The organism is Lentiprolixibacter aurantiacus, assembly GCF_026241225.1.
Classification (GTDB): Bacteria; Bacteroidota; Bacteroidia; order Flavobacteriales; family Flavobacteriaceae; genus Lentiprolixibacter; species Lentiprolixibacter aurantiacus.
The window spans coordinates 162067-182115 of sequence record NZ_JAPFQP010000002.1 but is presented as its reverse complement, the minus strand read 5'-3'; the positions used below and the strand labels follow the sequence as shown (position 1 = coordinate 182115).

Here is a 20049-nt window from a genome sequence, read left to right as displayed (position 1 = left end):
ATATCCATGTTGTATACCAGGTATTTTAGTGGGATCATTAACCAATACGGCCGGCCTAATCTTTCCGATGAACAGTTCAGGAAGTTTATGAATATTGTACACCTGGAAGGGCGACTGGCAGGGATCAACACCATAAAAAGGGCGCTAAAAGATGCCCGTGAGGCCCACAGGTTCGATGTGGAGCACTATAACGTAAGCAAAAAACTCACTGAATTAACCGGAAACTTGCCTCCTGAAAAGCTTAAGGAGCAATTGTTTCGTTAGGAATACTTTCCTACTTTTCCTGAAAATAGACCGAAACAAAAAGACTTTCTTTTGTTTTAATAGTCTTTGAGCTTTAAACTGATGTATTTAATATGATTGGGAGTAGAATAAAGGGATTGGGCGAGATTGTCCTTCGTGTGAAGGATATGCGGCTTATGCGGGATTTCTATGTAAATACTCTGGGCTTTGCTCCTATGAGGACTGATGAGCATTATACCTTTTTAAAACTTGCCGAGGGATACAGGGGGCACACCCAGGTTCTGGCTCTCTTTGACGCCGCTAATTCTAACGCATTCGGCGAGACCCTGGAACCGGTTGCAAACAGGGCTTCTCCCCTCCACCATTTTGCTCTCGAAATTGACAGTGAGAATTTCATTGAAATTGTTAACTTTCTGGAATATAGCAATATAGAATATGTTACCGAAACCTTTACATGGGTGAAGTGGAAATCTATTTTCATTAAAGACCCGGAGCATAACATCTTGGAATTAGTTTGCTATGACCCTGAAATATGATCTTCATCTGATACAACTCTAATACCGGAATATGAAAAACGCACTCCTATCCCTGATGCTTATAATTGCTTTATCATCCTGCAGGCAGAAGACCAGCCCCGAGCCTTTGAAAGAAAGCCCAGGGCTATACAGTAAAAATTTTCAGCCGGCAGCATTTGAAAATGATAACAGAAAAGAAAATATTGCCAGCCTGGCCGGCAAACTCCATGAATTGATAGTGGCACATGCCGAAGAAAGACATATCCCGGGGGTTGCTTACGGTGTTGTTGTGGATGATGAATTGGTGCTGTCATCCGGAACGGGATTAATGAACCGTGAAAAAAAATTGCCTGCCCGGACTTCCACGGCATTTCGGATTGCCTCCATGTCCAAGAGCTTTACGGCCATGGCCATTGTTAAATTGAGGGACGAAGGCCGCCTGCGTTTAAGTGACCCGGTGGTCAAATACATCCCCGAAATAGCAGGCATAACTTATTTAACTGAAGATTCCCCTCAGATCAGCATAGAGAACCTCTTAACCATGACTGCAGGATTTCCGGAAGACAATCCCTGGGGCGACCGGCAGCTTGATGAGTCGGATGCCATGTTAACTGAACTAATGGCCTCAGGCCCTTCCCTGTCCAACCCTCCCTCCTACACCTATGAGTACAGCAATACCGGTTATGCGCTACTGGGGGCAATCATAAAGCGGGTATCCGGCAGGACCTATCAGGATTATATCCGGGATGAAATTTTTAAGCCCCTGGGCATGGACCAGACATACTGGGAAATCGATGAAGTTGCCGAAGACCAATTGGCTATTGGATATCGATGGGAAGATGAAAAATGGAAGCTGGAGCCCATGCTTCATGACGGTTCCTATGGGGCTATGGGCGGACTGATCACTACTATAGAAGATTTCAGCAAATACGTAAGCTTTCACCTTTCTGCCTGGCCACCTCGTTCTGGCGTTGATAAGGGTCCTGTAAAGCGAAGCAGCCTGAGGGAAATGCATACCCCGCAATTCAGCAGATTATACGCAAAAGCTGAGGATTACAATGGCGATACCTGTGCCCTGATAAATGGTTATGGCTATGGCCTGGGAATCCGGCAGGACTGCCATGGTATTACCTGGGTTTCTCATGGAGGTGCCTTGCCTGGCTTTGGCAGCAATTATGTTTTCTTCCCTGAATACGGCATTGGATTAATGGCATTTGGCAACCTCACCTATACTACTCCCTGGCCTTATGACAAGATTGCCCAGCTGCTTTTTGAAAAGGGTAAATTACAACCCAGGAGCTTGCCTGTTTCTGATATCCTTAAAGAACGACAGGCACAGGTAACTGAATTGATACAGCAATGGGATACAGTACAGGGAAATGAGCTTTTGGCTGAAAATTTCTATTTGGATAAATCAAGGGGTCACCGCATGGCAGATTGGGCTTCCATTTGGGAACAGGCCGGGGCAATAGACAGTGTTTCGGAGGTTTCACCCTACAACCAGCTCAGGGGTCAGTATAAAATTTATACCAAAAACGGTATTGTGCGGGTATACTTTACCTTGTCACCAGAGCCCGACCCGAAAGTACAGCAATTGGAAAAGATTTTTGAGGCCGGGGATTAGTCTTAAAATCAGAGCTTTCTCCTTGTCCTTTCTTTTTTGAGCAGTTCGAGTTCCCTGTTGGTTTGTCCGGCAACGGAGGTGTTTTCCTCGGCTCGCCTGATCAAATAGGGCATAACATCCCTAACAGGGCCAAATGGCAGGTATTTAGCCACATTATAGCCTTCTTTGGCGAGGTTGAAGGAAATATGGTCACTCATTCCATACAACTGACCAAATCCTACCCTGTGGTCATCTCTGGCTATTCCTTTTTCGTCCATCCACTCCATGAGCCGGTAACAGCTGGCTTCATTATGAGTGCCAGAAAACAGTGATATGGTATCCAGGTGGTCCAGAATATACGCTACACAGGCATCAAAGTTTTCATCCGTGGCTTGCTTTGAAGGGCACATTGGTGTTGGATACCCCATTTCCTCTGCACGTTCATTTTCCTTTTCCAGATAGGCCCCGCGGACTACTTTGATTCCAATCTTGAAGCCTTCCTTCTGGGCTTTCTCATGCAGAGCTTTCAGATAATCCATCCGGTCCCAGCGATACATCTGCAGTGTATTGAATACCACTGGTTTTTTCTTGTTGTATTTCTTCATCATCTCTTCTACCAAATCATCCGCGGCATCCTGCATCCAGCTTTCTTCGGCATCAATCAACAGGGAAACATCAAGGTCATGTGCCTTTTTACAAGTGGCTTCAAAACGACCCACAACACGGTCCCACTCTGCCTGTTCATCTTTTGTGAGCGATTTCCCTTCTCCTTTTTTCTGGTAAAGGGCCAAACGCCCATATCCGGTTGGCTTAAATACAGCAAATGGCATAGACTCCTTTTCTTTAACAAAGTCCAATATCCTAAGGTTGGTCTCGAGGGACTTATCCAGCGGATCTTCCGTTTCCTTTCCTTCCACCGAATAATCAAGTACGGAATACACGCCCTTACCCCACAATTTATCTACTACAGACATGGAGTCTTCTTCACTAACGCCAGCACAGAAATGATCAAATACCGTAGCCCGTATAAGACCTTCTACTGGCAGGTGTGCTTTGATGGCAAAGTTAGTTACAGCGGTGCCAATTCGCACCAGGGGTTGGTTTGCTATAAGTTTAAAAAGGAAAAAAGCTCGTTCTAGTTCTGAGTCGGATTTAAGGGCAAATGCCGTTGCCGTATCCTCAAATAATTCATTCATATTTGTGAAATTATCAGCCTATCAAAGATAATCACAGAAAATGTGAATAAAAAGATATGCGGGGTTTCAATTCCAAAAAAATTGCCCTTATTTTGCCTTGATTTAGAAACAAAACTGCATGGACGCGATCACTACCAAAAACGGCACTATTTACTTCGATGACGAAGCCTATTATAAATTAAGGCTGCATTTGAAGGAGAATAAATATTCCAAGATTTTTATTCTGGTAGATGAAAATACAGCCAAGCATTGCCTGCCCGAATTCCGTGCCAATATGGGTGGTAAATTCAATTTTGAAACCATACAGATAAATTCTGGTGAGATCAACAAGAACATCGAGACCTGCATGGAAGTCTGGCAAAAACTCTCCCAGTTGGATGCAGACCGCAGAAGCCTGTTGATCAATCTGGGCGGAGGAGTAATTACTGATCTGGGTGGATTTGCGGCCTCAACTTTTAAAAGGGGTATTGATTTTATCAATGTGCCCACTACCCTCTTAGCCATGGTTGATGCCTCTATTGGTGGCAAGACGGGAGTAGACCTGGGTGTCCTGAAGAATCAGATCGGCGTTTTCAACAGTCCTCAAATGGTCCTTGTAGTACCTGACTATCTGTCCACATTGGATCAGCGACAGCTAAACAGTGGCTTTGCCGAGATGATGAAGCACGGGCTAATTGCCAGTGGCAGTTACTGGACCAGCCTTAAAAAAGTTGATTCCTTTGAGAACATGGATAAACTCATCTATGAATCCCTAACGATCAAAAATGATATCGTTATGCAGGATCCCGAGGAAAAAAACCTGAGGAAAATACTGAATTTCGGGCATACTTTTGGTCATGCTATTGAGTCTTATTCCCTTGAAGAGAACAACCTGCCCCCATTGCTGCACGGTGAGGCCATTGCCATAGGAATGATCCTTGAGGCCTTCCTGTCCAACCGAACCATGGGACTGGGAATGTACCAGCTGGAAGACATAAAGTCCGAATTTAACAAACGTTTTAAAAAGGTAGATTTTACCGATGATGATGTGGAGAAGATCGTGGAGCTTCTTAAATTCGATAAGAAAAATACCCGGGGCAGCATCAACTTCGTTGTCCTCAAAAGGATTGGTGATACCATTATCGACAATAAAATTCCCAAAGAACTTTTTCACGAAGCCTTCTCTTACTACAAGGATTAAGGGTTACACCTACTTTTTTTCTGCATTGGCAACTGATAATTTCGAGTGAAAAGAAAATTTTCCTAGCTTAGAAATGTAATTGTGCCTCAAAGCACATACATAAACGCCAACCGATGAGACGCATTCTCGTAGATTACAAAAAACTGGACAGAAAAGCAGCCACTTTGCTAATTGAAACCTATCCGGATGGTTATGGAGACGATGATATCATTGCCTTCAAAAACGGACAGGGGGAACTGGTTCAGGCCGTAGAGCTAAGAACGGAAGACGCCCTTTACCTGGTAAAAATCAGCAAGAGCTTATCCAACTTTATTGCCAGCTTCGATGACACCATTGAGAAGGAACTCGCCATTTCACCTGTTTCAGATGAAGCTGAGCTAGAACTCAATATGGAAGACGAACTGGATGAAGATTGAGCAACTGGCTTCTTTATAGATACCGCTCCCTAATTATGTTCCTGTGATGCTTTTGGTGTCCGCAGCAACAGAATCCCAATGCCCTTACACTCATTTTTACTCCGCTTGCTTCACCAGAGCGCATAAGGGTTTCATCGTCAAAAGTTGAAAAAAGAGCTATAGTATTTTGGCGCACAGCCTGGTACTGCTGCACCAAAGACTCCTTGCTTGCTTTTTCAGCCCCTGAATAGGGTATGTAATCGTCCTGTTCAAATCCCGGCAGGGGAGTCTGGTCATTTCGGGCAAATCGAAGCGCACGATACTGAAAGATCCTTTCCGAATCTATTATATGCATCAGTACTTCGGCTATTGTCCATTTATCCGTGGCATAGGCGTAATGAAGCTTTTCCTGAGGTATGCTGGCCAGGAACTGTGGGAAATTCACATACTGTTTCTGCAGCATCTCCATCAGCTCCACATCGCCCAGAACATCTATGTAAGGCTGGTAGTAATGATGGTATTCATCAGACCTTAAGGCTGTAGATCGCATAGCAAGCTGATAGATGTAGAAATTCTATAACTCATTGAAAATCGTATGCATCAACCTCTTTTTGTCGTTGATGCTTTCTTCCAGGGAAATCATAGTCTCGGTCCTGCTTATCCCTTCAATATCATCTATCTTAAAAATGATATTCTTGGCATGTGTGGTGTCCTTGGCCCTGATCTTGCAGAAAATATTGAATTTTCCCGTGGTAATATGGGCTACGGTAACATTGGGGATTTCTGTAAGCCGCTCCAGGACAAACTTGGTTTGATGGGTCTTCTCCAGGAAAATACCAACATAAGCTATGAAAGAATATCCCAGTTTAACATAGTCCAGCGTAAGGGAAGAACCCTTTATGATCCCGGCCTCTTCCATTTTCTTAACCCTCACATGCACCGTTCCGGCAGATATAAGCAATTTCTTGGCAATATCCGTGAACGGTGTCCGGGTATTGTCAATTAACATATCCAGGATCTGGTGGTCGATTTCGTCTAATTTCACTTTTCCCATCATTTCAACAGAATTTTTGCCAAAAATAAAAAATTAAGAAAATATACATAACGATTATTGACGTTTTTTAAATAAAATGTAATATAAATTCCTTTTTATGGAATTTTATTAAATATCCAATATCGTCCTGAGTGATGAATTTATGAGTGAATCGAGGTCTTTTTGATTGCTGAAATCATAGGTAGTATGGCCGAAATAAGTACCCAGGTCTCCGCGCTTCTGAATATAAGGTTTAAAGCCAATCCGTCCTTCCTGCAACTCTTCCCGAAAAAGGATACCAAGGTCTTCCACGGCACTTTTATTGTTGTTCCATTGAAAATTGCGAATCAAAACATCGAAATAAAGCTTATTATTTTCAGGAATGCCGAGATAAGACTCAACATCGTATCGCAAATAGGAAGCATTTGCAATAGTATCTATAGCTGCAAGGAGCGAATGGAATACATATCCCCTGACTATTTCCCGCTCATAGTCGCCGGGATAATGGCCTGCTTCGAATAAAAGGGTGGGTGTGCCATGCATTTGAAGGGTGTCCCCAATGCAATTGATATTAAATGCATCATCATATCGGCCAATATGCCCTGGTATTTTTCTCTGTAGCTTCTCATTTATAGCGGCAATCACCTGCATGCTCATTTCCCTGGACGCGTCTACTGTTCTCTCCTCGTCTCTGGAAGGTGCAAGAAAAGATAATGTGGCAGGAGAATCCGTATGCCCCACATTATATATGGTACGCTGGTCATGCAGATTAAAGCAGAAATCAGGAGCAAAACTTTCAAAAGCCTTTCTTAAAATCCTGCTTTCTGGCTGCGTTCGTTCATGGGCGTCCCGATTCAGGTCTATACCATTGGCATTCTCCCGTGTATACCGGACGGCACCATCTGGATTGAGCATACCTATAATTCTCAGCTGGCATTTTTCCAGTAATTGCATGGCCGTCGGATTTCGGGAAGATAAAAAAGCAATAAGATCCACAACGGCCTTGGTGGTCGTAGACTCATTGCCATGCATCTGTGACCACATCAGAATTTTAATTTCTCCAGCACCGAGTTCGGCCATTTGAATATTGCGCCCTTCGGCCGACTTGCCCAGGGAATGTACCTGAACAGATTCCGGACACGCCTCAAAAAATTTATTTACCTGACCGGGAAGAATATAACGGCCTGTAATGCTGCTAACCTTATAATCCTTATGTGAAATTTGAAAAACGTCCATTAAAAAACATTATCACCCTGCAAAGGTAAGTGCTTATCTAATTACAATTGTCATGGAAAATGTTACATTTGTATACGTGATTTACGCCCGATTTCGCATCGATTAATTACAATTGTATACGATGATTTAACAAATTTTATTAATTGATTTTAGTTAATTGTATTTCAGTTATTTAAATTAATTTAATAATAGTATTAATTCAATTAAAAATAGGATTTAAGGTTTGATTATCGGGTTGATTTAACATTTTAAGGCTGCAAGTCTAATTACAATGGTAAACACAGAGGCATTTGTCGGCAGACTGGAAGAAATACTGCAATTTTACGGTCTGACCGCCTCCTCATTCGCGGATCGGATCGGGGTACAGAGGAGCAGTATATCGCACCTGCTTTCAGGGCGCAACAAACCCAGCCTGGAATTTGTTATGAAGGTGGTCAGGACATTTCCGGAAGTAAATCTTTACTGGCTATTAAATGGCAAGGGTTCTTTCCCGCATAAACCCGAGGAGTCTAAAACTACCTCCCCTTCCACTAAAATCTCAGGCACAATCCCCACTGAATCTCCCGATGGCATAGAGAAGATCCTGGTATTTTACACCGACGGGTCCTTTAAATCCTATTTCCCGAAAAAGTGACTGGCACAACTTTGGGAAAGTATGATTTCTGACCTCCTTTTTGTTATTTTGTATCTATGATGTGGAAATGGAGTAGTTTTTGCCTTTTGGTACTTCTTTTGGGTGCCTGCTACCAGCCGGAAAGAAATTGCAAAGCTTTTAAAACCGGGACCTTTACTTTTACAGCCGTTATTGACGGGGAGGAAAAGACAACCACTTTTGTACGTGACGAAGCTATGGAAGTGGATTATTTCGAAGGCAAAAAGGACACCTCCTCCATCAGATGGCTCAATGACTGCGAATACATTGTGAAAAAGATAAATCCAAAAAGCAGGGCCGAGGAAAAGTCAATCCACATGAAAATCTTGTCCACAGACGGGAATTCCTATACCTTTGAATACAGCATTGTTGGGAGTAGTCAGAAATCCCGGGGAACAGCTATCAAAATCAAGCCGTAATGTTCGATATTCTTTCCAGCCCGGATGCCTGGGTTGCTTTGCTTACGCTTACCTTCCTGGAAATTGTACTGGGTATCGACAATATTGTTTTTATATCCATTGTAGCCAACAAACTGCCTGAAAAAAAGCAAAGAAAGGCCACAAATATTGGCCTCCTGCTTGCTATGGTACAGCGTATTATACTCCTTTTCGCTGTATCCTTCCTGATCGGACTAAACAACCCGTTTTATTATATCAATACAGAATGGCTCTCGGTAGGGGTAAGCGGGCAGGCAGTAATCCTATTCGCGGGGGGACTATTCCTACTTTACAAAAGCACCTCTGAAATACATGAGAAAGTGGAAATGCCCCATCATGATGAAAATGTGATCCGGGCCAAAAAGCTCACTACCTATACCAGGGCTATATTCCAGATTGTGTTGATAGACTTTATCTTCTCCATAGATTCCATACTAACAGCTGTAGGAATGACCAATGGCATAGGAGATAAGCCCATGGATGCCTTGGTACTCATGATCATTGCCGTGATTATATCGATAGTTATCATGATGATCTTCGCCAATCCAATCCGGGTTTTTATAAACAACCACCCGTCTATGCAACTGCTAGCCCTTGCTTTTCTGATCCTAATCGGATTTATGCTAATAGCTGAGGCAGCTCACCTGAGCCATACCAAAGTATTTAATCAGGAAATAGGCGCAATCCCAAAAGGATATCTGTATTTTGCCATTGCCTTTTCTCTTCTGGTGGAATTCCTGAATATGAAGATGCGCAAAAATGTAGTTCCGGAAGAAGCTCCCCAGGAAGGATCAGACTAATATAATTATTTCCCAGCGTTTTTTCGAAGGATCTCGTTCTGCTCTTCCATAAGCTCTTCTATGCGGGACAGTAGTTCAATGTTTTTTGGGGTGACCTCAGTTGTATTCTTAGGATCTTCCGCCTTGACGCGCAAGCGGTTAATAAATTTGATAACCACAAAAATGGTAAAAGCAATGATCATAAAGTCGATCAGCACCTCCAGCAATTCCCCATAGCCAATAGAAACTTCTTCCGTGCCATTAGCGGCTTCCCTGAGGATATACTTGCGGTTAGCCAGGTTCACGTCCCGGGTGAGCAGAGACAAGGGAGGCATCAGCACCCTTTTCACCAGTGTATTGACAACATTATTGAATGCCGTACCAATAATGATACCGATGGCCATGTCAATCATATTGCCCTTAACAGCAAAATTCTTGAATTCCTGGATAAACTTTTTCAACCGAACTTATTTAGAATAAACTTGTTTGACCGTCAGGTCCATTTAGCTCCCCGTTAGAAGAAGGGTCAGGAGTGTCCCCGGATTCCTTTTTGTCAGAAGGTGCTACATTTTCTTCGTCCACAACCTCTATCTCCTCTGGTTCGTGCACCTCAGGCTCCTCGTAGGGAAGTGGATCCAATGAGTTTATTTCCAGCACTTTATCCTTCGTCAGCTGATTACCCATGGCTGTAATTCCCTTTACGGCAATGAATTCCTCCAAATTGATATTGAGGTTGTCTTTCCGCTCCTGTCCGCGTTTTTTAGCAAAAACCAGCTCGGCAACCGGCCTGTAATCCGTAAACACCTTTTCCAGGTAGGATTTTGGGTGATCCGTAATGATCACCTCCTCCTTGTCGGGATTCTCGATCAAAAAACGTTTCACATAGAACAACTCCTTATCCCCTTCCCAGTATATGGCGCTTATGGGTTTTTTTGGCTTCCATTTTTCAAGCACAATGATATTGTCGTCAAAGCGCATGGTAAGCTCTGGAATAACCGTTTTTACCTTGCCGTCCTGTTTGATTATAAGCAGGCGATCTTCTGATGTAAACTCCCCCAGAAGTTCCCCTCGTTCGTCTACGTTTAGCCTCTGGATGGTTTCATCGAACCAGATCTTGCGAGGCTTCAAGGTAGACAAGCCTTTTTCTTTTAGCTCTATTCGCTTTACAGAATACTTGGTTACAATATTCCCCTTAGCTCCCCTTCCTTTAATGAGTACATCTGCGAAGTCCAGATCCCACTTCAGCTTTTTAATACTGCCTTTTTGCCTGAGGTTAACCGTTACCACTTCGGCCTCACCATTAGGATTAGCTGTAAAGTAAAGCACTTCAGAGCCGCTCTTTCCTCCCGTAAGATCGTATAGTTTATCCCTGGTAATACTGGTAACATTAAAGCGCTTCACGTAGCAGGCCCCGCCGCGACCATCCTTGTATATCAAATTGTAAGTAGTGCGCTGGTCCTTCTTCTTGAAAACAGCTACATGGATAATATTCTTACCAACAAAGGTTTTGGAATCCACTTTGGTTACCATCATCTGGCCAGATTTGGTAAAGACTATTATATCGTCTATATCACTGCAGTCTGTCACGTATTCATCACGCCTCATTGAAGTACCAATAAAGCCTTCCTCTCTGTTCACATAGAGTTTGGTGTTCCTGATTACAACCTTTGTAGCCTCGATGTCGTCAAAAATCCTTATTTCGGACTTGCGCTCCCGGCCTGCTCCATATTTTGCCTTAAGATCCTTAAAATAAGCGATAGCAAAATCTATCAGGTTGTCCAGATTATTTAGGGTCTCTGCAATTTTTCCTTCCAGGCTTTCGATGTGCTGCTGGGCTTTATCAAGATCGAACTTTGAGATCCTTTTGATGCGAATTTCGGTTAGCCTCACAATATCCTCTTCTGTAACCGCTCTTTTCAGGTGCTTAGTATGAGGTTTCAACCCTTTGTCTATGGCCTTGATAACCCCTTCCCAGGTTTCTTCCTCTTCAATATCCCGGTAAATGCGTTCTTCTATAAAAATGCGCTCCAGGGATGCAAAATGCCATTGCTCCTCCAATTCCGAAAGCTGGATTTCCAGTTCGGATTTAAGCATTTCCACTGTATGGTCAGTTGAACGCCGAAGCATTTCCTGAACCCCTATGAATATTGGCTTATTATCTTCTATTATACAGGCCAGGGGTGAGATTGAAGATTCACAGGATGTAAAGGCGTAGAGGGCGTCAATGGTTTTGTCCGGAGAAATACCTCCTGGCAGGTGAACCAGGATTTCTACTTCTGCTGCTGTATTGTCTTCGATCCGCTTAATCTTGATCTTTCCCTTTTCATTCGCCTTCAGAATAGAGTCAATCAGGCTGGAGGTATTTGTGCCGTGTGGTATTTCGGTTATGATGAGTGTATTCTTGTTGAGCTGGGAAATTCTTGCCCTTACCCGGACCTTTCCCCCTCGCATCCCATCATTGTAATTGGTTACATCAATAATTCCGCCGGTCGGGAAATCCGGAAAGAGTTTAAAGCGCTGCCCTTTCAGGTGTTTTACAGAGGCATCAATAATCTCATTGAAATTATGCGGAAGGATTCGGGTGGATAACCCAACAGCAATACCTTCTGCACCCTGGGCGAGCAACAATGGGAATTTAACCGGGAGGTTTACCGGTTCTTTCTTACGACCATCATAGGAAAGCTGCCATTCCGTAATCTTTGGACTGTATACTACATCCAGGGCAAACTTAGACAATCGGGCCTCAATATAACGGGATGCTGCAGCACTGTCTCCGGTAAGTATGTTCCCCCAGTTCCCCTGCGTATCGATAAGCAGGTCTTTCTGACCCAGTTGGACCATAGCATCGGCAATACTGGCATCTCCATGCGGATGGTACTGCATGGTGTGTCCAACCACATTTGCTACTTTGTTGTAACGTCCATCATCCAATTCCTTAAGGGCATGCATGATTCTTCTCTGGACCGGCTTAAAACCATCTTCGATTGCTGGTACTGCACGCTCCAGAATTACATAGGAGGCATAGTCCAAAAACCAATCCTTGTACATGCCGGTTACCCTGGTCAGGGTATCCTGCCCATGGCCCTGTTCTTCTTCCTGTGCTTCGTTCATCCCTTCATTCTCTGACATAAAAGAAAGAAATCTATATTTTTGATTTACAATTGATTTTCTTCTACTAAATCAACTTCTACTTTAAGATTTTCTATAATGAATTCCTGACGGTTGGGGGTGTTTTTACCCATGTAAAACTTGAGTAATTCCTCAATAGACATCGCCTTGTCAAGCATAACCGGCTCCAGGCGAATATCATCTCCAATAAAATGTTTGAATTCATCAGGAGAGATCTCTCCCAGCCCCTTGAAACGAGTTATTTCAGGTTTGCCGCTAAGCTTTGCGATGGCTGCCCTTTTCTCTTCTTCACTGTAGCAGTAAATAGTTTCTTTTCTGTTCCTGACACGGAAGAGGGGTGTTTGCAAGATATACAAGTGATTTTCTTTTATCAACTCAGGAAAGAACTGAAGGAAGAAAGTGATGAGCAGCAAACGTATGTGCATCCCGTCTACATCGGCATCTGTGGCGATAACGATATTGTTGTATCGCAGGTCTTCCATGGATTCCTCAATGTTCAGGGCAGCCTGAAGCAAGTTAAATTCCTCATTCTCATAGACGATCTTCTTACTCATTCCATAGGAATTCAGGGGCTTACCTCTCAGGCTGAATACGGCCTGGGTATTCACATCCCTGGATTTGGTAATGGAACCGGAGGCAGAATCACCCTCGGTGATGAAAAGAGTTGTTTCCAGCCTGCGATCATTTTTCATGTTGTCCAGGTGGATTCGACAGTCCCGCAATTTTTTATTGTGTAAACTGGCCTTCTTCGCCCTTTCTCTTGCCAACTTTCTGATTCCGGAAAGTTCTTTGCGCTCTTTTTCGGCCTGCACAATCTTTCTCTGAATCTTTTCCGCCGTATCCGGATTCTTGTGCAGGTAGTTATCGAGCTGCTTGCCGATAAAATCATTCACGTAGGTCCGTACCGTTGGCAAATCACCCCCCATATCAGTTGAACCCAGCTTGGTCTTGGTCTGGCTTTCGAAGACTGGCTCCATCACCTTGATGGAAATAGCGGAAATTATCGATTTGCGAATATCCGAGGCGTCGTAATTCTTTCCATAATACTCCCTGAGCGTCTTCACCACTGCTTCGCGAAAAGCCGCCTGGTGTGTCCCTCCCTGGGTGGTATGCTGCCCATTGACAAAGGAATGGTACTCTTCGCTGTACTGTGTTTTACTATGCGTTATGGCAACTTCGATATCATCTCCTTTAAGATGAATGATCGGATAGAGCATATCTTCCCGGTTGTTGTTGTCTTCCAGGAGATCCTTGAGTCCGTTTTCAGAATGGAACTTTTCACCGTTGAACATGATAGTCAGACCCGGGTTCAGGTAGACATAATTCCTGAGCATGCGTTCCACATACTCATTACGGTATTTGTAATGCTTGAATATTGAGGGGTCTGGCGTAAACGTGATTTTAGTCCCCCTCCTTCTCGAGGTTTCCTCCAGCATTTCCTCATCAACCAGTTCACCCAGGGTGAACTCAGCAGATTTAGACTTTCCATCCCTGTTGGATTCTACCCTGAAAAAGGTGGATAAGGCATTCACTGCCTTTGTACCCACTCCGTTAAGTCCGACAGATTTTTTGAAGGCACGGGTATCGTACTTCCCTCCGGTATTCATTTTGGACACAACGTCTACCACCTTCCCAAGCGGAATCCCCCGACCGTAGTCGCGAACCGTTACCTTGTCTCCCTGTATGGAAACCTCGATGGTCTTACCGGCTCCCATAACGAACTCATCGATGCTGTTGTCTATAGTTTCTTTTAACAGGATATAAATACCGTCATCCGCAGAAGATCCATCCCCTAACTTCCCGATATACATCCCGGGTCGCATACGGATGTGTTCCTTCCAATCGAGCGACCTGATGTTTTCCTCTGTATACTGCGTAATTGCCATAGATTGGGCTTTATCTTGCTAATATAAAATTTCAAGGCAGAATTCAAAGTGGGCACAAAAGAAAGTAATTAACAATAAAAGGACTCTATTGTTGATAGCACAGGAGCTTAGACCTCCCGAAAACACTGGAGTTTAATCCCTGTTTTATACGTTAAAACGGAAGTGCATCACATCTCCGTCCTGAACCACATACTCTTTTCCTTCTACCCTCATTTTTCCAGCCTCCTTCACCTTCTGTTCACTTCCATAGGCTATATAGTCGGCAAATGAAATAACCTCAGCCCGGATGAATCCTTTCTCAAAATCCGTGTGGATTACCCCGGCAGACTGGGGTGCTGTAGCGCCGATGGGGATAGTCCACGCCCTGACTTCCTTGGGGCCGGCGGTAAAGTACGTTTGCAGGTTCAATAGCCTGTAGGCGGCCCGTATGAGCTTGGACGCCCCGGGCTCATCAAGACCTAAATCTTCAAGGAACATTTGACGCTCCTCATAGGTATCCAACTCCATGATATCGGCTTCGGTGGCTACAGCCAGCACCAGTACTTCAGCATTTTCGGTGGCTACCGCAGCCTTCACCTGCTCCACATAGGTGTTTCCGCTAACTGCGGCTGACTCGTCTACATTGCATACGTAAAGCACAGGTTTGGCTGTTATAAGCTGCAGGGGCCTGATATAATCTTTGTACTCATCATCCCCAAAAGATATAGCCCTTACGGAAACCCCGGATTCCAACTGGCCCTTTAACTTATCCAGAACTGCTTCTTCCTTCTGTGCTTCTTTATCACCCGTCCTTGCCGCCCTCTTGACGCGATCAAGCCTTTTCTCAACAGATTCCAGATCTTTGAGCTGCAATTCAATGTCAATAGTCTCTTTGTCGCGCATAGGGTCTACAGAACCGTCTACGTGCACCACATTGTCATTGTCAAAACAGCGAAGCACGTGCAGGATGGCATCGGTTTCCCGGATATTGGCCAAAAACTGATTTCCCAGCCCTTCCCCTTTGCTGGCTCCTTTGACAAGTCCGGCAATATCAACGATCTCAACCGTAGCAGGAATTACCTTCTCTGGTTGCACAAGTGATTCCAGCTGTTCCAGACGCTTATCGGGCACATTTACCACTCCTATGTTGGGTTCAATTGTGCAAAATGGAAAATTCGCACTCTGCGCCTTTGCATTGGAAAGGCAATTAAAGAGGGTCGATTTTCCAACGTTGGGAAGGCCTACGATACCTGCTTTCATGAGATGTTGATTTTGAGGATGCAAATATAGTTTTTACATTACATTTCCTAAGCAATCAGGCGGAATATCCTATGGAAAAAATTCAGCTGCAGGGAATCTTATACGATGAGAAATCATCTTACCTGAGGGGACCAGCCAAAGCACCTCCCTTAATAAGGGATGCCTACCTCAGCGATGCCTTTAACTTTTTTGCTGAAAACGGGTCTGAAATCAGGCCTGATCTATTCCTGGATAGAGGTGATTTTAATGTTGAAGAATATTTTGATATCGAGCAGATTAGCCTGGATCATCTAAAGCAAAATATTCCCATGATAACACTGGGGGGAGACCACTCTATTACCTACCCTGTGCTACGGGCATTTAGCAAAGTCTACGGCCCCCTGGAGATCCTTCATATTGACGCCCATGCGGACCTGTATGACTCCTTTGAGGGTGATAAATATTCCCACGCCTGCCCATTTGCCAGGATAATGGAAGAGAATCTTGCTTCCAGACTTGTTCAGGTAGGAATACGGACTTTTTCCACCCATCAGCGGGAACAGGCAGAACTTTTTGGTGTTGAGGTCATTGAAATGCGCGATTTCCGCTCCGGGCAATTACCTGCTTTCAAAGGTCCGTTATACCTGTCTCTCGACATAGATGCACTGGATCCGGCCTTTGCACCTGGCATATCTCACCATGAACCAGGAGGATTTAGCAGCAGGCAGGTTATAGAAATCATTCAGGGCATTGACGCTCCTTTAGTTGGCGCTGATATTGTAGAATTCAACCCTGTAAGGGACATTAATGGGGTCACTGCCACGGTTTGTGCTAAATTCCTGAAGGAAATAGCCGCCAGGATTCTGGCAACCTGCCCTTAATAATTATTCCGGGTGCATAAAGCGCTGTTTGGCCAGCAGCACTTCCTCACTTTCCACACGGTCTTCATCCGGGACGCAACAGTCTACCGGGCAAACCGCAGCACACTGAGGTTCTTCGTGGAATCCCATGCACTCCGTACACTTGTCCGGAGAAATATAGTAGAACTCATCGCTAATAGGCTCCTGTACCTCATCCGCATTTACTTTTTTGCCATCGGGCAGAACAACATCACCTTTCAGGGAAGTTCCGTCGCTGTACCTCCACTCATCCGCTCCCTCGTAGATTGCAGTATTCGGGCATTCTGGTTCACAGGCCCCGCAGTTGATACACTCGTCTGTAATGATTATAGCCATAATTTTCTTTTCCTTTTTTCAGCTGATTTCCTTCAGCATCTCTATTTTTGCACAAAGGTAAAGGCTGGTCCTTTTTTGAACAAATTTAATGCTTGAACCACAACAAAGATTAGAAGCTTTTGTTAAACTCGGAGCCCTCTTTCGGGATTATATCCAATTTAAATCACGGGCGGCAGAAGAAGATCGGGAAGAAAATCACTTATTCGTTCAGCTGGATAGAAGTGTTGATCTGGCCGGACAAAAAAATGGGTGGTTTACAGAAGATCAGGTACAATTTGCCCTTGAAGTATGGGGCAACTGCCTGGCGGAAGAGCGATTGTCTGCATGGCTGGAGCCTTATGAAATCACAGTTAACCAAAACAAACTTGTAGCACTGATCCTTGCCGGAAATATTCCGCTGGTGGGCTTTCACGATTTGCTGGCTGTGCTGCTGAGCGGAAACAATGCTTTAGTTAAGCTTTCTTCCAATGACAATGTGCTCTTGCCCGCCCTCTTAAACATCCTTGAAGAACTTGCTCCGGGAATGAAAAACCATGTAAGGTTTGAAGATGAAATGCTGAAGGATTTTGATTCGGTTATTGCGACTGGCAGCAATAACACCGCCCGATATTTTGAATACTATTTCGGTAAGAAACCTAATATCATTCGAAGGAATCGAAATTCAGCAGCTGTATTAAAGGGAACGGAAACAAAGGAAGAACTCAAAGCGTTGGGCAGGGATGTTTTTCAATACTATGGCCTGGGTTGCCGGAGCGTATCCAAACTATTTATTCCCCAAGACTTTAATTTTGATTTGCTGTTCGAGGCTTTTGAAAGTTACCGCTATCTGCTTGAAGAGAGGAAATACCAGAACAATTACGATTACAACAAAGCCATCTACCTGATGAGTAAATTTCCCTTCCTGGACAATGGTTTTGTAATGCTTAAGGAAGACACCTCCTATGCATCCCCAATTGGAACTTTGTTTTATGAGCGGTATGAGGATTTGAAGCAACTGAAATCACAACTCCAGAAAGATCAGGAGCACATCCAATGCCTTGTAGCCAAAGGTTTTATGGAAAATGAAGTTCCCTTTGGAAGAACACAATACCCGTCGCTTTCAGACTATGCAGACGGTGTGGACACTGTTGAATTCTTGTTAAAAACATAACACAATCTTTTCCTTTATTTCGTGGCGAATCGCTTATAAATTAAGACCTTTGTCCACTACTGTAATCTACTGAAAATGAAAAAGCACAACTTTAGCGCAGGTCCCTGTATCCTCCCGAAGGAAGTAATGAAAAGAGCATCTGAAGCCGTCCTTGATTTTGATGGTCTCGGGCTTTCTCTGATTGAAATTTCACACAGGAGCAAAGAATTCGTAGCCGTAATGGAGGAGGCACGAGCCCTTTCCCTTGAACTATTGGGACTGGAAGACCAGGGATACCAGGCTCTTTTCCTGCAGGGCGGAGCAAGCCTTGAATTCCTGATGGTGGCTTACAATCTTCTGGATAAGAGAGCCGGGTACGTCAATACCGGGACATGGAGCTCTAAGGCTATCAAAGAAGCTAAGTTACTTGGCGAAGTGGTAGAGGTAGCATCATCCAAGGATAAAAACTTCAATTACATCCCCAAAGGATACGGTATACCGGAAAATCTGGATTACCTTCACCTTACTTCCAACAATACAATTTTCGGAACCCAAATCAAGGAATTCCCAACAACCTCTGTTCCGCTTGTTTGCGATATGAGTTCGGATATTTTTTCAAGACAGCTCGATTTTTCAAAGTTCGACCTGATCTATGCAGGGGCCCAAAAGAATATGGGGCCTGCCGGAACCACACTGGTGGTGGTAAAGGAAGATATCCTTGGGAAAGTTAGCCGAACTATCCCCTCCATGCTGGATTATAAAGTACATATAAGCAAGGACAGCATGTTCAACACCCCTTCCGTATTCGCCGTATATACCTCCATGCTGACACTCAGGTGGTTGAAGGATCTGGGCGGAATTTCTGCCATCGAGGAAATCAATGAGAAGAAAGCCAAGCTTCTTTACTCCGAAATTGATTTAAATCCGCTGTTCAACGGTTTTGCCAAGGCGGAAGATCGTTCAAACATGAATGCCACCTTTACCCTGGCAGAAGAGGGACTCAAAGAAACGTTCGACAGTATGTGGAGAGAAGCAGGTATCAACGGATTAAACGGTCACCGCTCCGTAGGGGGCTACCGAGCCTCCATGTACAATGCGCTAAGCCTTGAAAGTGTTGGTGTGCTGGTGGATGTAATGAGTGAGTTGGAGCGCAAGGCATAGATGAATCAGATGACATCAACCCATTAATTTTATAACACGAATGAAAATACTGGCCAATGACGGAATATCTCAAAGCGGAATTGCAGCGCTTGAGAGTGCCGGGTTCGAAGTACTTACCACAAATGTAGCCCAGGAACAACTGCAGAATTTTATAAATGAAAATGATGTGGTTGGCCTTCTGGTGCGCAGTGCTACCCAGGTCCGCAAAGAACTTATTGATGCCTGTCCCGGGCTCAAACTTATTGGACGAGGGGGCGTAGGTATGGATAATATAGATGTCGCTTATGCCCGGGAAAAAGGCCTGCATGTGATCAATACGCCGGCCGCCTCTTCTGAGTCTGTGGCTGAACTCGTATTTGCCCATCTATTCGGAGGAGTCCGCTTCCTGTATGATGCCAACCGCAATATGCCACTTGAAGGCGACAAGAACTTCAAGAAACTTAAAAAATCATACGCCAAAGGAGCTGAACTAAGGGGAAAGACGCTGGGCATTATTGGCTTTGGAAGAATAGGCCGTGCTACAGCAAAAATTGGCCTTGGAATTGGCATGGAAGTGATTTTCCACGACCCCTTTATTGAGGAAGCCGATATTGAACTTAGTTTTTTCGACGGGCAGCAAGTAAGCTTTTCGTTAAAGGGAATCTCCAAGAATGAAGTACTGGCCAAAGCAGACTTTATCAGCCTGCATGTTCCCGCCCAGAAAGAATACATCATTGGCAAACCCGAATTTGAAATAATGAAATCCGGTGTTGGACTTGTCAATGCCGCGCGGGGGGGAATTATAGACGAAGTGGCCCTTATTGATGCCCTGGAAACTGGCAAGGTGCGCTTCGCGGGGCTGGATGTCTTTGAATCGGAACCCCAACCTGAAATCAAAGTGCTCATGCACCCCAACATATCGCTGTCTCCTCATATCGGTGCCGCAACGGGCGAAGCTCAGGATCGGATTGGGGAAGAGCTGGCAACCCAGATCATCTCAATTTTAAAAAATTAAACTTTTCAGGAGGTGATTTTCCGCCAAC

Annotated in this window: 21 protein-coding genes; 12 read left to right on the top strand and 9 right to left on the bottom strand. The window is 44.4% G+C overall.

The window, feature by feature from the left end:
- Positions 1 to 6: 6 nt before the first annotated feature.
- From OO016_RS07905 to OO016_RS07895, 3 genes are all read left to right on the top strand, one after another.
- On the top strand, positions 7 to 264 hold the full coding sequence (locus tag OO016_RS07905; protein WP_266012206.1) for a hypothetical protein: 258 nt from the start codon (positions 7 to 9) through the stop codon (positions 262 to 264).
- Between the two features lie 92 nt (positions 265 to 356).
- Complete coding sequence (locus tag OO016_RS07900) at positions 357 to 779, top strand: VOC family protein (RefSeq protein WP_266012203.1); 423 nt, start codon at positions 357 to 359, stop codon at positions 777 to 779.
- 31 nt (positions 780 to 810) lie between these two features.
- Entirely contained in the window at positions 811 to 2382 is a 1572-nt protein-coding gene (locus tag OO016_RS07895; protein ID WP_266012201.1) for a serine hydrolase domain-containing protein, read from the top strand.
- Between the two features lie 8 nt (positions 2383 to 2390).
- Here the strand turns inward: OO016_RS07895 and OO016_RS07890 are convergent, their stop codons facing one another.
- Positions 2391 to 3557: a proline dehydrogenase family protein gene (locus OO016_RS07890; RefSeq protein WP_266012199.1), complete on the bottom strand. Its 1167-nt coding sequence runs from the start codon at positions 3555 to 3557 to the stop codon at positions 2391 to 2393.
- A 118-nt stretch (positions 3558 to 3675) separates the two neighbouring features.
- On the opposite strand from OO016_RS07890, the gene aroB reads away from it, so the two are divergent.
- Both aroB and OO016_RS07880 read left to right on the top strand, forming a co-directional pair.
- Positions 3676 to 4737, top strand: a complete 1062-nt coding sequence (aroB, locus tag OO016_RS07885) for a 3-dehydroquinate synthase (protein ID WP_266012197.1) — start codon at positions 3676 to 3678, stop codon at positions 4735 to 4737.
- 113 nt (positions 4738 to 4850) lie between these two features.
- Complete coding sequence (locus tag OO016_RS07880) at positions 4851 to 5153, top strand: hypothetical protein (RefSeq protein WP_266012196.1); 303 nt, start codon at positions 4851 to 4853, stop codon at positions 5151 to 5153.
- Between the two features lie 13 nt (positions 5154 to 5166).
- Here OO016_RS07880 and OO016_RS07875 read toward each other — a convergent pair whose 3' ends face one another.
- From OO016_RS07875 to OO016_RS07865, 3 genes are all read right to left on the bottom strand, one after another.
- Positions 5167 to 5682: a DinB family protein gene (locus OO016_RS07875; RefSeq protein WP_266012195.1), complete on the bottom strand. Its 516-nt coding sequence runs from the start codon at positions 5680 to 5682 to the stop codon at positions 5167 to 5169.
- Positions 5683 to 5706: 24 nt separating this feature from the next.
- On the bottom strand, positions 5707 to 6186 hold the full coding sequence (locus OO016_RS07870) for an Lrp/AsnC family transcriptional regulator (RefSeq protein ID WP_266012952.1): 480 nt from the start codon (positions 6184 to 6186) through the stop codon (positions 5707 to 5709).
- 108 nt (positions 6187 to 6294) lie between these two features.
- Positions 6295 to 7401 (bottom strand): M14 family metallopeptidase, encoded by a 1107-nt coding sequence (locus OO016_RS07865; protein WP_266012194.1) that lies wholly within the window; start codon positions 7399 to 7401, stop codon positions 6295 to 6297.
- Between the two features lie 271 nt (positions 7402 to 7672).
- Between OO016_RS07865 and OO016_RS07860 the strand changes: the two genes are divergently transcribed.
- Genes OO016_RS07860 through OO016_RS07850 form a run of 3 tightly spaced genes read left to right on the top strand, consistent with a single transcriptional unit; the run spans position 7673 to position 9290 of the window.
- Positions 7673 to 8035 (top strand): helix-turn-helix domain-containing protein, encoded by a 363-nt coding sequence (locus tag OO016_RS07860; protein WP_266012193.1) that lies wholly within the window; start codon positions 7673 to 7675, stop codon positions 8033 to 8035.
- Positions 8036 to 8091: 56 nt separating this feature from the next.
- Positions 8092 to 8472: a DNA topoisomerase IV gene (locus OO016_RS07855; protein WP_439649310.1), complete on the top strand. Its 381-nt coding sequence runs from the start codon at positions 8092 to 8094 to the stop codon at positions 8470 to 8472.
- Positions 8472 to 9290, top strand: coding sequence for a TerC family protein (locus OO016_RS07850; RefSeq protein WP_266012192.1), 819 nt, complete (start codon positions 8472 to 8474; stop codon positions 9288 to 9290). Before OO016_RS07855 ends, OO016_RS07850 begins: the two co-directional genes overlap by 1 nt.
- 5 nt (positions 9291 to 9295) lie before the next feature.
- Here the strand turns inward: OO016_RS07850 and mscL are convergent, their stop codons facing one another.
- The 4 genes from mscL to ychF all read right to left on the bottom strand — a co-directional run bounded on the left by mscL (position 9296) and on the right by ychF (position 15523).
- Positions 9296 to 9730 carry a large-conductance mechanosensitive channel protein MscL gene (gene mscL / locus OO016_RS07845; RefSeq protein WP_266012191.1) on the bottom strand — a complete coding sequence of 145 codons (435 nt, stop codon included), beginning with the start codon at positions 9728 to 9730 and terminating at the stop codon, positions 9296 to 9298.
- 10 nt (positions 9731 to 9740) lie between these two features.
- Entirely contained in the window at positions 9741 to 12398 is a 2658-nt protein-coding gene (locus OO016_RS07840) for a DNA gyrase/topoisomerase IV subunit A (protein ID WP_266012190.1), read from the bottom strand.
- A gap of 26 nt (positions 12399 to 12424) precedes the next feature.
- A complete protein-coding gene (locus OO016_RS07835; protein WP_266012189.1) occupies positions 12425 to 14284 on the bottom strand; it encodes a DNA topoisomerase IV subunit B in 1860 nt (619 codons plus the stop codon).
- A 144-nt stretch (positions 14285 to 14428) separates the two neighbouring features.
- Positions 14429 to 15523 carry a redox-regulated ATPase YchF gene (gene ychF, locus OO016_RS07830; RefSeq protein ID WP_266012188.1) on the bottom strand — a complete coding sequence of 365 codons (1095 nt, stop codon included), beginning with the start codon at positions 15521 to 15523 and terminating at the stop codon, positions 14429 to 14431.
- A 71-nt stretch (positions 15524 to 15594) separates the two neighbouring features.
- Here ychF and OO016_RS07825 point away from each other — a divergent pair, with 71 nt between their 5' ends.
- A complete protein-coding gene (locus OO016_RS07825; RefSeq protein WP_266012187.1) occupies positions 15595 to 16383 on the top strand; it encodes an agmatinase family protein in 789 nt (262 codons plus the stop codon).
- A gap of 3 nt (positions 16384 to 16386) precedes the next feature.
- Here OO016_RS07825 and OO016_RS07820 read toward each other — a convergent pair whose 3' ends face one another.
- Positions 16387 to 16737 carry a 4Fe-4S dicluster domain-containing protein gene (locus OO016_RS07820; RefSeq protein WP_266012186.1) on the bottom strand — a complete coding sequence of 117 codons (351 nt, stop codon included), beginning with the start codon at positions 16735 to 16737 and terminating at the stop codon, positions 16387 to 16389.
- A gap of 88 nt (positions 16738 to 16825) precedes the next feature.
- Between OO016_RS07820 and OO016_RS07815 the strand changes: the two genes are divergently transcribed.
- The 3 genes from OO016_RS07815 to OO016_RS07805 all read left to right on the top strand — a co-directional run bounded on the left by OO016_RS07815 (position 16826) and on the right by OO016_RS07805 (position 20021).
- Positions 16826 to 17887: an acyl-CoA reductase gene (locus OO016_RS07815; RefSeq protein ID WP_266012185.1), complete on the top strand. Its 1062-nt coding sequence runs from the start codon at positions 16826 to 16828 to the stop codon at positions 17885 to 17887.
- 75 nt (positions 17888 to 17962) lie between these two features.
- Entirely contained in the window at positions 17963 to 19027 is a 1065-nt protein-coding gene (gene serC, locus OO016_RS07810; RefSeq protein ID WP_266012184.1) for a 3-phosphoserine/phosphohydroxythreonine transaminase, read from the top strand.
- A gap of 40 nt (positions 19028 to 19067) precedes the next feature.
- Positions 19068 to 20021, top strand: coding sequence for a D-2-hydroxyacid dehydrogenase (locus OO016_RS07805; protein ID WP_266012183.1), 954 nt, complete (start codon positions 19068 to 19070; stop codon positions 20019 to 20021).
- Positions 20022 to 20049: the final 28 nt, after the last annotated feature.